Below are 13748 nucleotides of genomic sequence, written 5' to 3' on the forward strand. Positions count from 1 at the left end.
CTGCAATCTCAAATCTGTGTTGCGGGGTTATCTTTGCGCATGCTTAAACAAACCCTAATTGCTGCTACCAAGGCAGGCGCAGAACAACTGACGCATTTTTTTCATGGTGATTTTATTGTTCATAACAAGGAAGGCGTGAACAATCTTGTAACGGAAGCTGATCATGCAGCGGAGAAAGCCATTTTTGAAGTCATAAAGAAAGAATTTCCTGATCATTATATTTTAAGTGAAGAAGCGGGAGAGATGGCACAGGATTCAAATTACAAATGGATCATCGACCCGATCGATGGTACAGTGAATTTTGCAAATGGCATCCCTATATGCTGTGTAAGTATCGGTATTGAGAAAGATGGGAAGATGATAATGGGAGCTGTGTTCAATCCGCTCATGAATGAATTCTTTTTTGCTGAACGTGGTGAAGGTGCATATTTGAATGATAAACCCATTCATGTGAGTGAACAGAGCGAATTGATCAAAGCATGTATGGTTACGGGTTTCCCCTATACTTATCTTGATATGCCGAACGGTCCATTGCAGGTGTTTGAACGTTTTATTCGCAAGGGTATTCCTGTTCGTCGCTTAGGTAGTGCCGCAATTGACCTGTGTTGGGTGGCTGCTGGTCGCTTTGATGGCTTTTATGAACACAAGTTAAATGCATGGGATAGCGCAGCTGGTTTTCTGTTGGTAGAAGAAGCAGGCGGTAAGGTTACCGATTTTAAAGGCGATCATTATTCACCTTATCAACCACATATTGTTGCAACCAACGGAAAAATTCATGATGATCTGGTGGAAGTGATTAATGACAGGAAGAAACTATAACATGTACGATGTTCGTTGTACGATGTACATGGGCGTGTTATTTTTGAAACATCTTAATTTGCTGACATATGGATGCCGAAGAAATGAAAAGGCGAACAAAAATGTTTGCCATTAACGTTGCAAGACTAACACAAAAAATACCTGATAGCCCAATTAACAGGGCGTATAAAAACCAGATCATTCGTTCTTCAAGCTCAGTAGGTGCAAATTACCGGGCAGCAAGGAGAGCGAAATCGAAACCCGATTTTATTAATAAACTAAAAATAGTTGAAGAAGAATTGGATGAAAGCTTGTTCTTTTTAGAGTTATTGCAAGAGTTTAACAAAGATTTTGAAAAAGAAATAACACAGCACTTTCACGAAGGAGAAACTTTATTAAAGATTATTGTTAGCTCGATTGTGTCGTCCCGTTGAGAGAGGCGTACATCGTACATCTAACATCAAACATTCTAAAATTATGAGCGAAGAACGTACAGAACTATCCTCCCTTGGTGAATTTGGTCTTATCGATCATCTCACAAAAAATATTGAGCATCAGAATGCATCAACAATTCTTGGCGTGGGAGATGATGCAGCAGTGATCGATCATTTCGGAAAACAGACTGTTGTTACAACTGATCTGTTGATCGAGGGTGTGCATTTTGATCTGATGTATACACCACTTAAACACCTTGGTTATAAAAGTGTGGTGGTAAATGTGAGTGATATTTATGCTATGAATGCAACACCAACACAGATCACTTTAAGCTTGGCTGTGAGCAATCGTTTCAGTCTTGAAGCGTTAGAAGAATTTTATGATGGTGTATATGTGGCTTGCGAAGAATATGGTGTTGATCTGGTTGGCGGCGATACCACTTCTACTACCAAAGGTTTTGTAATAAGTGTAACAGCTATTGGAGAGGTGGCGCCTGATAAATTTGTAAAACGGAGCACAGCAAAACCAAACGATCTGATATGTGTAACCGGTTATCTTGGTGGCGCATATCTTGGCTTGTTATTACTTGAAAGGGAGAAGAAAATTTTTCTTGAAACAAAAGGAGTACAACCTGATCTGGAGAACAGGGATTATATCGTTGGCCGATTACTGAAACCAGAAGCGAGAAAAGATATCATCGATTTTTTAGAGAAGGAGAAAATTGTCCCAACGGCAATGATGGATATCAGCGATGGACTCAGCAGTGAAATATTACACATCTGCAAACAAAGCGAAGTGGGTGCATTGATCTACGAAGACAAGATACCTGTACATCCGGATGCAAAGGAGTTTGCGTATAAATTAGAATTGGATCCAACTGCTTGTGCATTGAGTGGAGGTGAAGATTATGAACTGGTCTTTACCATTGCACAAAGTGATTATGATAAGATAAAAGATGTGAACGGCATCAGGATCGTAGGGCATATTACAACAGCTGCAGAAGGTGCTCACATCATAACAAGAGGTGGCAATAAGCATCAGCTGACAGCTCAGGGCTGGAATGCATTTGGTAAATAGTTTTATGAAGAAAAACATCTTTTTTATAGTTGCAGTAGTAATGCTGTATGCACTAAGTTCCTGTTCCGCAACAGGAAGTGTTGCTTATACACCTGAACGTAAGTACAGCCCGGAGCAGTTGAAAGAAGATGTGCAGGTGATGGAAGAAACATTCAAAAAAAATCATCCTTCACTTTACTGGTATAGTTCAAAAGAAGAAATTGAATCATCATTCAAACTTGCATATGAACAACTCAATGATTCTTTGAATGAGATACAGTTCAGGAATATAGTTGCAGAAACAATTTTTCCGATACGTTGCGGACACACCAGTGTGCGGTTTTCAAAAAAATACAATCAGTTTATAGCGGGAAAACGATTACCCACGTTCCCGTTTGTTGCAAAAGTAGTTGATGATTCAACATTGGTGGTAACTGCTAATCTCAACCGTCGTGATTCATTGATCAGAACAGGAACAACCATTCTTTCTATCAACGGATTAACGGCAAGACAGGTGATTGATTCGCTTTTGCCGCTTGTATCAATTGATGGTAATGCAAAAAACTTCAGCTACCAGAACATCAGCAACAACTTTACTACGTATTACAACATACGCTTTGGTTTGCAAAAGAATTATACCATCAACTATGTAAATACAAGAGGTGAAGTAAAACGAACCGTACTGCCGTTGTTTGATCCTGCAAGAGATACCACAAGACGGAGGCCGGTTTCCATCACTCCACAAACCCCACCACCCTCACAACCGGAAATTTCAGAAAGACAGCAACGTTTGCAACGTACACGTTCATTCAGTATTGATTCATCAAAGAAGTTTGCCACTTTGCGGATCAGCAGTTTTGGCCCTTCATTGCACAAGCATTTCCTGAAAAAAGCATTCAGGCAGTTAGAAATAAAAAATATTCCGCACCTCGTGATCGATGTGCGGAACAATGGGGGAGGGCTCATTAAAAAATCATTATACCTCACACGTTTCATCAGCAAGGAGTCGTTTGTATTTACTGATTCTATTTATTCTGTCCGGAGAAAAATTCACAGCGATGCAAAAGTGAGCCGAAGGTTTGTTTATAATCTTGGTCTATTCTTTTTAAACAAGAAGGAAAAGGATGGCATGTACAGGTTCAGGTTTTTCAATGATAGGATATACGAACCATTGTCACGACGTTATAATGGGCAGGTGTACCTTCTCACAGGTGGGTTTTCATTTTCTGCCACGACGTTGTTTGCAGCTGTTGTAAAAGGACAAGAGAATGTAACTGTTGTTGGCGAAGAAACAGGTGGTGGTTATTATGGCAATAATGGTGTGTTTATTCCGGAGATGATCTTGCCGAACAGTAAACTTCGTGTGCGGTTGCCGCTTTACCGCATTGTAAACAATAAGAATTACCCCAAAGATGGCCATGGCGTTTTGCCCGATGTAGAAGCAAAAGCCAGTGCTGAAAGCATCAGGCAGAACCGTGATCCGAAAATGGAAAAAGCAATTCAGCTCATCATGCAACGGAAAGGTTAGTACATCTGTCAGAAATAATATAAACAGGCCTTGGCTAGCATTAACGGCAAACAACAATGGTCATGGCGAATGTTAAGTGGCAAATTTCTAAGAATTAAAAAGTGTACATGAAACAGATTTTCCTGGTACTGATGACCTTCTTTCTTTTTACAGCATGTCAAAAAGAAAGAAACTGTAAGGATACTACTTGTATTGATGGAACAATTCAATGGGGCGGTGAGCCTGCTGTTGACGGGTTGGGCTGGTATCTTCAGTCGGATGAATTTACAAAACCGGTGAAACTGAAAAATCTCAGTTCAACTTACCAGGTAGATGACTTGGCTGTATCGGCTTGTTTGGTGAAAACAGATGAAAAGTATCAATGCTTTTGTGCAGAACCGCTGGATGTGTATGAGATCAAAAGCATCAATAAAAAATAACTACAGTAACTGTTTCCCGGAACGAAATACTGATCGCACTTCACGTGTTTTAGATAGCACAACAAAATCAGCAATATAACCTGTTTCAATTTTTGCTGATTGCGTTATGCCGGCTACTCTTGCAGGATAAAGCGAAGCCATCCGCAACGCTTCATCAAATTCAATACCTGCCTTGTTTACACAATTGTTCACCGCTTTTATCATGGTTAGTGCAGAACCCGACAATGTTCCATCGGGCAATACATATCGATCATCTTTTAATAAGTGCTGGTATGCTCCTTCCCGTGTTTCAGTTACTGCATCGGTGATCAGGAACAAACGTTCCTGCATCATTTTTTTGCTGATACGAATTGCAGCAAACGAAGTATGAAATCCATCACACACAATACTGCTGTGTGCGGTTGCATGATCATAAATTGCACCCACCATGCCCAACTCTCTTCCCTGCAATGGCGACATGGCATTAAATAAATGTGTTGCAGTTGTTATGCCTTTGTTGAAACCGGCTGTTGCCTGTTCATAAGTTGCGTTACTGTGACCAGCGGAAACAACTATATTATTATTAAGCAGGAGTTGAATCACCTCATCACTGCACTGCTCTGGTGCAAGCGTCATCATCTTTACAATGCCTTCACTTTTATCAAGCAATAACTTTACTTCATCAAGTGTGGGTTGTTTGATGTATTCCAGTAAATGTGCACCACGTTTTATTGGATTGATATACGGTCCTTCAAGATGTAAACCCAATAAACCACTATTTGCATTTTGTTGGAGGAATCTTTTTACAACATCAATTCCTTTCACAAAAACATCGATGCTGTTGGTAGCCATCGTTAAAAGAAAACGTGTACACCCACCACTTACACAATAAGCATCTGTTGCATGTATTGCCTCTTCATTCAACGCCTCTGAAAACAACAAACCATTGCCGCCATACAATTGCAGATCGATAAACGCAGGCACTAATAAATTTCCCTGCAGATCGTAACGATCAATATCAGCAGCAAGATCGGCGGCAGGTACTATGGCTTCGATTATCCCATTATTCACCAACACTGCATGACCGTTTATAAAACGATCACCGGTAAAAACTGTTCCGTTGTAAAATGCCAGCATATTGTATTATGGAAGAATGCTGAACGCATCTCCGTCTTTTAAGAAAGGAAGTTTATGACGTATCTCTTCAAGTTTTTCTTTGGAGAGTGTAACGGTGAATACATCTTCGTCATGTTCTTTTTCAAAAATCACTTCACCCATTGCATCAATGACCATACTGTTGCCACTATGATAAATGCTGTTACCATCATTACCTGTACGGTTCACGCCAATTACATAGCTTTGATTTTCGATGGCTCTTGCAGTAAGTAATGTTTTCCATGCATGCACTCTTCGTTCGGGCCAGTTCGCAACATAGATCAATACATCATACTCGGGTTCATCATCTTTTGATTGCTGCCTTGCCCAAACAGGGAACCGCAGATCATAACACACCATCAGGTTGATCTTCCAGCCATTCACAGATGCAATCAAACGTTTTGTTCCTGCTGTATAATGTTTGTCTTCATCTGCATAAGCAAACAAGTGACGTTTATCATACACGCCGTGTTGGCCATTTGGTAACATCCAGATAAGGCGGTTGTAATAATGAGTTGGCCCTGCTTCGCCGGTTTCACTTGTTTCAATTTCTTTCACCATCAAACTACCCGTTATAATCACACGTTTTTCTGCGGCGATCTTTTTCATCCATTCAACTGTTGGACCATTCATGTCTTCAGCCAGTTCTTCAGGCTTCATACTGAAACCGGTGTTGAACATTTCCGGAAGCACAATGATCTGCGTAGGATGTTGAATAGAATTGATCGTCTCTTCCAGCATCTGCAGGTTGGCTGCCTTATCTTCCCAATGAAGATTTGCTTGAATGAGTGTGAATGTAAGATGACTCATGCCACGAAGTTAACGAAAGCGGATGCTGATTGCAAAAGCACCGTACACTTCAAACGGTTCGATCATAGTTTTTGCTTCCCGTTGTTTGATATGATAGTAAGCTGAGAAGGAAGTCTGACGGTTTGAAAGTATGATCCCTGTCTTAACGATATAAATGAACGGATTCAGCTCTGACGTATAGTTCCCTTTATCCTCACGGAATAGACCGCCCTGCACAGTTGCATTATACGCCTGCGCCATAAGTGTTGGCTCTAGGAAAAAGATGAATTCAGTTTTATTACGCTGCTGTTGTTTGCTTTGCCCGAGTCGGCCAGTCCAGTATGCGCTGTACTGTTCATCTTCCAGCTTGCCAAGCTTTAATAACACACCGGCGGATGCATTGGTAAATGTATTTCCTAATGTTGCTTTACCAGCTGCATGAAGACTAAAGTTTTTTGTAGCAGCGATCAATGGTTGATAATAACGAACCGATGCGTTTACACCCATTTCGTTTTGCAACTGGTTTTCCCAGCCATAAAGTTTATACAGACCAATGATCTTATGATAGTTTGTTTGTACTTCTTTTCCTTTTGCACCGGGACCAAGAATACCAACTGTTCCATCGAATTGCAAGACACGCTCATCGTTAAACACATTTGTTTGTCCGTAGCTGGCGTACAACCAGCCTGCATAAGGACGGTCCTGTTGCTCAAGCACCTGTTCCAGAGAACGACGATTGAGATGAGGATTATAGATCATTTGTCCCGCTTCAATACGATGCAGTTTGCCAGCCAGTCTTGAGGATGAGCGATTTTTTGCCAACCACTGATAGCGTAGAAAAAGCCCATTGGAATAGTAACGATCCTTCTTAGTGAAATTGTAATTATCATTCTCGGTTATTAATGTAAACTCTTTTGTATAAACATTGGCTGAATCCTGAGCCCGAACAAAGGCAAAACAGGAAATAAGAAGGAGGGTTACAATGGCTGGTTTCAACATGCGGTTACAAGATTACAAAAAATCAGAACATGGAACTTAACGTAACAATTCGCTAATGATGTTTTGTTCATAGCCTTTTTGCATTAAATAATCGGTGAGCTTCTTTTTGCGGATGAAGATGTTAGTTTCGCCTTTCAGTTGTTTCAATTTCTGGTCAAACAGTTTTTGTGCTGTAGCCCAGTAATCTTCTTCATCAATAGCTTTCATAGCTTTTTTGATCAGGTACTCACTTACATACTTTTGTTTGAGTTCATACTTGATCTTTACCCGTCCCCATTGCTTCATGCGGAAACGGCCACCGGCAAACTGTGTGGCAAAACGTTCTTCGTTAAGGTAATCTTCCTCAATGAGTTTCGACAACAACTCCTCCACATCAGATTTACGCAATCCGAAGCCATATAGTTTTTCCTTTACCACACTGTGGCAACGCTCCTGGTAAGCACAGTAATGCTTTGCCTTCTGGTGTGCCTGTTCTTTGGTGAGCTGTTGTTTGTACATGCAGAACGAAAATAAAAAAGTTCCTGTGAAGGAACTTTTTTTAATCTCAGGATTGTTTGTTGTTAGCGGATATTACCGACACTGTTTTTAGCGGTATCATGTTTTGTTTTAAGCACGTTGGAAATACTTGTGTATGCTGCGCCAAGAGAATTTAGAGAGGTTTGTAAATCCATAAACTGTGTTTGCAGGGTTTGCATTTTTAATTGAGCCGCTGCTGTGTTTCCGTTTTGAAGATCGGTATTGATCGCAACAATGCTGTTACTCACCCGGCGAAGATTACTTCTTGATGTACTGATACCTGCTTTTGTTGAAACAGCGTCATTCTGCAATTGTGTATCCAGTTCTGTTAATGTGGTCAGCAAACTGTTGAAAGAGGATGTGGCCAGGCCGGCATTTACCTTTTCACCAAAAGTGGCACCTTGTGTTTGTTTTGGTGTGGTTGTTTTTAATGTTGTGTTGTTTTGTGTACCATCTCCATTACTGTCATCGTCATTCAAATCAATATCAGTTTCATCGCTGATGATATATCTAGCTTCAACAATGAATGTATAATTCCCCGGATCAAGATTTGTGAATTCAAATTCGCCCAATGAACTGGTACGCATACGGGCGGTATCACCCCCGGGATTTTTTCCGCCTTTGATGTTTAGCCCACCAATCGGGTTGCCAGGCTTCATCGCTGCACTGATAACAGCTCCACCCGGGAGAGCTCCTCCCAATAAAGAAGCGCTCTTATTTCCAACAACAAGTTCACTCACAGCATCTCCATCCACATCAGCAACTGTAACTGCAAGATTTTTGATATTTGAACGTGATGTATTGATGATGGCTGTTGGCAACTCATTTACATTGATGTTATTTGTTCTGGCATTTAGACCAATGTTACTGCGTGGGCTCCAGATTAAATCACTCATACCATCACCATCCACATCAGCTACTGCAATGCTGATCTGTATTACACCTGGTTGTTGTTTACTGTCGCAGTATTCAGTAATATCTTTTGTAGTTCCGTCACTAAACAAACCACGCACAGTAATATCAGCCACGCCATCAGCATTTACATCTGCACTTGTTATGGTGAAGTTTTTGATATTAGAGCGTGAAGTATTGACGCCTGTTTTTTGTTGATTGTTTTCTTCAAACGGAATTGTAATCACAGTTGCATTCGCACTAAGCGAACCTTCAGCAATTATTTTACTTGTGCCATCACTGTATGTAGCGATTGCACGGTAATAATCAGCAGTGCCATCTCCGTTTACATCACCTGATGCAACGGTAATACTGTTCCTGGTTCTGATATTACTCCGTGAAGTACTGATCCCTGCTTTTGTTTGTGGCGTGTTATTATTGTGCATGATATGCTGCCATGTTTCATCGGGCATCAACACTTCGCCGGCAATATCTGTTCTTGTATTCGACTGTGCCTGGTAATAATCATATCCTTTCTTGCTAAGGAATGTACCACTCACCTGCACACTGTAATTTCCATCGGGCACATTGGCAAACCAGTATTCACCACACTTGTTTGTTTTTGTTCTGGCTACTGAAGCGCCTGTGTTTCGATCGATCAAATAAATATCAAACCCCTCTGCTGCGCCATCACAATCATCATCAGCAGTTGTTTGTTTGCTTTTAAAAAGAGGATTATGTCCCTGTCCTTTTTCTTCATATAAAGGATTCTTTACTTCGGCCATGCAGGGATTACAAACTTCTCCCTGCGTCTGTCCATCAAAAAATAATGGTTGGTATTGTCTGCGGCCAGTTGCCATGCCACTGCCTCTTTCCCGTTTCCCGCTTGCCATTCCGCTACCGGCTTCTCTTGCAAAGAGATTCAAATGAGGACCGTTATTAACAACCATACCTGTTGCAGCATAACTCGCAGCAGCAGCCCCGCCGCCACTATGCGTTTTATTTGTAACAATGCCACCTGCACCACCACCGGCACTATTGCGTACAATTTTTCCTGAAACAAGATGTGATCCGGCTGCATGCAAGCCTTGGTTTACTTTTTCACCAAATGTTGCACCCTGCGTTTGTTTGGGAACTGTTACATTCATGGAAATACGGTTGGGCATGCCACCATCAATTTTTAATTTATAATTCACTGCATCATCGGGGCAACTGAAAGTTTGCTCTTCCACCGTACCATCAGGATGTGTTGTTTTAGTTGTAACCGGTCCACAACTTTTTGACACGCTGCGGTCATTACTCTGGTTACTTTTTGTTTTGGTTTTCACCACACGTTTATTTTCAGGATCAATAATACTGGTACCATCATCTACATGCGGATCACCATGTACACGATCATTACTTTGATTGCTTTTTGTTTTCGTTTTCAGCACACGGTTGTTATCGTTACCATCGGTAACGGGTTCGTACTGACGACGACCGGTTGCCAATCCGCTTCCTCTTTCCCTTTTTCCACTACTCTGTCCGCTGGCAGCATCACGTGGCGATTTAATACCAAATGTTTTGATGAATGTAATACCGGCGTTGATGGTTTGCATTTTCCGTTTTTGTTCAACTGGTATATCAATGCCTTGCTGCGGATCATATAATTGAATGGAAGAAGAAGAGTGTAAAAAATCAGTTGATAATAAAAGGGACGATGTTGCACCAACGGGATAAGAAAATGAAAGCGATCCATTTAAACCGGGGAACAATGATTTGGTTCCTGCATCGAAACGATACAAGGGACGTACTGCTCCCTGCTGACCAATGATCAATCCGCCGCTTTGATTAAAGAACATACCGCCTTTAACAGAAGCAATCAGTTGTGTCCGTTGCCCCAATCTTAATGAAGGCCCAACTAATAAGAATGCATTTTGTGAAGGAGTTGTGGTCACAAGGCTTGTTTGTGGAAACTTGCGATCAATCATAAATTGATTAATGGCAGCGGTACTGAGTTTGCTGTTCATGAAACCTCCGCTTACACCCAGGCCCAACGGACCAAAAAAGTATTGGCTGTTGAGACCAGTCACAAGCCCGTTACCACGAAACAGTGATGCTTCATTACTGTTGAGACCAAAGGAAGCTCCTGAACTAAGACCAAAATCCCAGTTGTCGTTTCCATTGAATAAACTGCGGTTGTTCTGGCTGCGTGTTGCTTGTGAGCATAGCAGTAACAGAAAGAAAATCATTTTCTTCATTGCTGGTTGCTTTAGTGGTTATTAACTGCTTTGGTTGTTGAACAGGAAGATTGCTACTGTTTATACAACGAAGGCAGTGGTCGGTTGATTGAACTGTCTTACTGATTTGTATATACAGATCAACCCGTTTTTGTTACCGTATAAGCCAATATATTTTTGAAAGGAAAATAGTAGCGTACGTGGAAGAGCTATAACATGTGGCATGCATTTCCTCATGAAGCAGAATTTAATGGTACTGTAAAATACAATTTAGTTGGGGGTATTGCAAAGAAGCTACTGTAAAAAAGGGTGAACATCTTCACCCTTACTTTTAATTGTTTAATTTCTGCATTGCTCAAGCATAAGCATGTTCAGTCTCACCGATGTACACATAATGAGCAGGATAAACCTTTGGTTTGCCTTCCTTGAAACCATTTTTCTCAAGAAGAGGGATTAATGTTTTACCAAACTCATCAAACGCTTGTTGCGATTCCCAAACATCAACAACGCACCAGTTCCCATCAGGTTTTGCAAAACCTACATGTGAAATGATTCCTCTGGGATGTTCATGTCCCGCAGCTTTGAGGTCTTCCCAAATTTGTTCATATTGCCTTGCTGTACCACCGGCAGTATTGAACTCAACTACGATCTGGTTCATGGTATTTGTTTTTAGTGAATAAATCTGAGAAATGAATTTCAGAGTTATCACAAAGCAGGATCTGCTTTCAGGGGGAAAGAGGCATAAAGTTAGAATGTTTTAGAGGAGAAATGCAAGTGAAAGTTTTGCACCGTGACAGCTTTTTTGTTGCAATTTTTGCGGCAGTGGCTAACCCAGGTATTCGTTCAAAGTGGATGTATGAGGGCTTGGTTTTCAACTCTACGAAACTCCTTTCTCCGGTGTTGATCCTGTGTTTGAATATGGCTTGCGGATAGATGGTTTGCCGAAAGGTATCTGCGGTACAGGCGATAGTTTTGAAATTAATCATGCTGTAACAGAATACAGCGTTGTGGACATGGAAGCTTATTCACTTGCACTCATTACATATAAAGAAAACACCCCCCTTCTCTGCTTAAAATATATTTCTGATGGTGCTGATGGTTCCGCTGCAGATGACTGGAACGAACTGGTCCATAATGCAGCCAGGGCGTTTCGCTTATTGTTGTTTGGTGTTTAAAAAACAGGTAGTAGTGAAGAAACAACCCCAAAACCTTTCGTATAATATATCACTCATCATGCCTGTAAACCAGTACAACTATTTTAGAAATTAGTATTTTAGCAGCCTTGTATCTTTTGAAAAGCCAGACAATGACAAAAAACTATCTCTTCTTTTTTCTTTTTGTTACGTTCTTCTCAGTAAACGTTTCATCTGCACAAACGGAAACTGAACCGAATAACAAGTTTGAGCAATGCAACCAGTTAACATTTGGTTCGTCTTTAACCGGCACTTTTAACAAAGCCAACGACAGTGATTTTTATTGTATACAGGTGCCCAACATCAGTGCACTTAATATTACTATCGACCAGGTAACTGGTAATGCACCGGTTACCATTCATGTGTTTAATCCCGATAAATCATATTTGGGTGTATCGAGTGTTTCGGCCGGCGGCACCATTAATTTTTCAGTTTTGGCTTGCGGAGCTGGTACTTATTATTTTATGGTTTTTGAATCAAGCAGAACCATGGCCGGACCAACCTATCGGTTAGGGCTTACAACCAACAGTGCGGATCAATACGAATGCAACAACACACTGAACACAGCAACATCCATTGGGAACTCGTCACCCATCAGTGCATCGATTGATTACGACAACGACGAAGACAATTTTACTTTTGATATTACACAAGAAGAGTTGCTGACAGTAACAGTAAACCCTGTTCCTTCTAATGTGCAGATAGGAGTGGCTTTATACGATAATACAAAAACCAAAATAGCGGAGACGATTGGTTCATCGAGCGGCAGCAACGTAAGCTTAAACAAACAAATACAACCGGGGAAATATTATATCCGCTTACGTAGTCAGAACATCAGCTGGAGTTCTTCACTCTACACATTTAACATGACACATTCGGTTATAACAAGTGTAGGTGAAAATGAACAGCGAACTGCAATCAAACTTTACCCTAACCCAACAAAATCAGATCTGTTTGTGCAGTTCAATAATGCTGAACTTTTTTCTTACCGTAGAATAAAGATTTACGATGCCAATGGAAAACTTGTGTATTCAGTTGATAAACCAATTGCAGTAAATTCATTTGCGATCAAAACAGCAATGTTGCCGGCAGGTGTTTATCTTTTGCAGGTGATTGGCGGAAAGAAAGTGGAGGTGAGGCAGTTTGTGATTGCGAAATAATTGTTCAATATGTCTTTTGATAAAATAAACTCTGCGCTCTTTAAACTTATGTGCGAGACGAATTGTTTACGCTGTTAAACAGAGAACGCAGAGTTAAGACCTTTACAGAACCTGATTCAAATATTCTTCCAGTTGATCAAGCGTACCTGTGAATCCTTGGTTCATACTTGCAAACATCGAATAGTAAGTTTGTTCTTCTTCTTCACTTGCATTGATAGGGTAACCTGTTAAGTGCAACGTAGTAAAACCGTTTTCTTCCGTGAGGGTCATGATGTTCATCACTTGTTTTGGAAAAACCAATCCCGGAAAAGGTGCCTGTATAATTTCACCGGCTTCGTTGGCGAATGAATTGATCCATTCAATGCGATTTGGTTCTTCAATTGCCACATAATGAAAAATCCCATAACCAATGTTATCGGCAACTTTCATGCTGTAATGGAAAATTCCTTTTGCACGAAAATCGAGTTGCAACACATCAACAGACATACCTTTTGGTCCCCACCATTTGGCTAATGCTTCTGCATTTGCAAATGCATCAAACACCTGTTGTTTACTTGCTTTGAATGTACGTGTAATTGAAAACTGTTCTTTAACTGTTGACATGATGATAG

Annotated in this window: 14 protein-coding genes; 7 read left to right on the forward strand and 7 right to left on the reverse strand. The window is 40.8% G+C overall.

What is annotated here, in order from left to right; all coding sequences use genetic code 11:
- Positions 1-39: 39 nt before the first annotated feature.
- The 5 genes from WG954_RS06235 to WG954_RS06255 all read left to right on the forward strand — a co-directional run bounded on the left by WG954_RS06235 (position 40) and on the right by WG954_RS06255 (position 4236).
- Complete coding sequence (locus WG954_RS06235) at positions 40-819, forward strand: inositol monophosphatase family protein (RefSeq protein WP_340434660.1); 780 nt, start codon at positions 40-42, stop codon at positions 817-819.
- A 68-nt stretch (positions 820-887) separates the two neighbouring features.
- Positions 888-1232: a four helix bundle protein gene (locus WG954_RS06240; protein ID WP_340434661.1), complete on the forward strand. Its 345-nt coding sequence runs from the start codon at positions 888-890 to the stop codon at positions 1230-1232.
- Between the two features lie 43 nt (positions 1233-1275).
- Positions 1276-2310, forward strand: coding sequence for a thiamine-phosphate kinase (thiL, locus tag WG954_RS06245; RefSeq protein WP_340434663.1), 1035 nt, complete (start codon positions 1276-1278; stop codon positions 2308-2310).
- A 4-nt stretch (positions 2311-2314) separates the two neighbouring features.
- Positions 2315-3817 (forward strand): S41 family peptidase, encoded by a 1503-nt coding sequence (locus WG954_RS06250; RefSeq protein WP_340434665.1) that lies wholly within the window; start codon positions 2315-2317, stop codon positions 3815-3817.
- A gap of 107 nt (positions 3818-3924) precedes the next feature.
- Entirely contained in the window at positions 3925-4236 is a 312-nt protein-coding gene (locus tag WG954_RS06255; protein WP_340434667.1) for a hypothetical protein, read from the forward strand.
- Here WG954_RS06255 and nagA read toward each other — a convergent pair whose 3' ends face one another.
- From nagA to WG954_RS06285, 6 genes are all read right to left on the reverse strand, one after another.
- Positions 4237-5352, reverse strand: coding sequence for an N-acetylglucosamine-6-phosphate deacetylase (gene nagA, locus WG954_RS06260; RefSeq protein WP_340434669.1), 1116 nt, complete (start codon positions 5350-5352; stop codon positions 4237-4239).
- A gap of 6 nt (positions 5353-5358) precedes the next feature.
- Positions 5359-6180 (reverse strand): nitrilase family protein, encoded by an 822-nt coding sequence (locus WG954_RS06265; protein ID WP_340434671.1) that lies wholly within the window; start codon positions 6178-6180, stop codon positions 5359-5361.
- Positions 6181-6189: 9 nt separating this feature from the next.
- On the reverse strand, positions 6190-7158 hold the full coding sequence (locus WG954_RS06270) for a lipid A-modifier LpxR family protein (RefSeq protein ID WP_340434673.1): 969 nt from the start codon (positions 7156-7158) through the stop codon (positions 6190-6192).
- A gap of 36 nt (positions 7159-7194) precedes the next feature.
- Complete coding sequence (locus WG954_RS06275; RefSeq protein WP_340434675.1) at positions 7195-7656, reverse strand: regulatory protein RecX; 462 nt, start codon at positions 7654-7656, stop codon at positions 7195-7197.
- A 62-nt stretch (positions 7657-7718) separates the two neighbouring features.
- Positions 7719-10805, reverse strand: a complete 3087-nt coding sequence (locus WG954_RS06280; protein ID WP_340434677.1) for a hypothetical protein — start codon at positions 10803-10805, stop codon at positions 7719-7721.
- Between the two features lie 334 nt (positions 10806-11139).
- The gene (locus WG954_RS06285) at positions 11140-11442 is read right to left on the reverse strand and encodes an antibiotic biosynthesis monooxygenase (RefSeq protein ID WP_340434679.1); all 303 of its coding nucleotides are present in this window, start codon (positions 11440-11442) and stop codon (positions 11140-11142) included.
- Positions 11443-11692: 250 nt separating this feature from the next.
- Between WG954_RS06285 and WG954_RS06290 the strand changes: the two genes are divergently transcribed.
- Positions 11693-11959, forward strand: a complete 267-nt coding sequence (locus WG954_RS06290; protein WP_340434681.1) for a hypothetical protein — start codon at positions 11693-11695, stop codon at positions 11957-11959.
- Positions 11960-12090: 131 nt separating this feature from the next.
- On the forward strand, positions 12091-13137 hold the full coding sequence (locus WG954_RS06295) for a T9SS type A sorting domain-containing protein (protein WP_340434683.1): 1047 nt from the start codon (positions 12091-12093) through the stop codon (positions 13135-13137).
- 102 nt (positions 13138-13239) lie between these two features.
- Here WG954_RS06295 and WG954_RS06300 read toward each other — a convergent pair whose 3' ends face one another.
- Positions 13240-13740 carry an SRPBCC family protein gene (locus tag WG954_RS06300; protein WP_340434685.1) on the reverse strand — a complete coding sequence of 167 codons (501 nt, stop codon included), beginning with the start codon at positions 13738-13740 and terminating at the stop codon, positions 13240-13242.
- Between the last annotated feature and the right edge of the window lie 8 nt (positions 13741-13748).

The organism is Lacibacter sp. H375 (genome assembly GCF_037892425.1).
Taxonomy (GTDB): domain Bacteria; phylum Bacteroidota; class Bacteroidia; order Chitinophagales; family Chitinophagaceae; genus Lacibacter.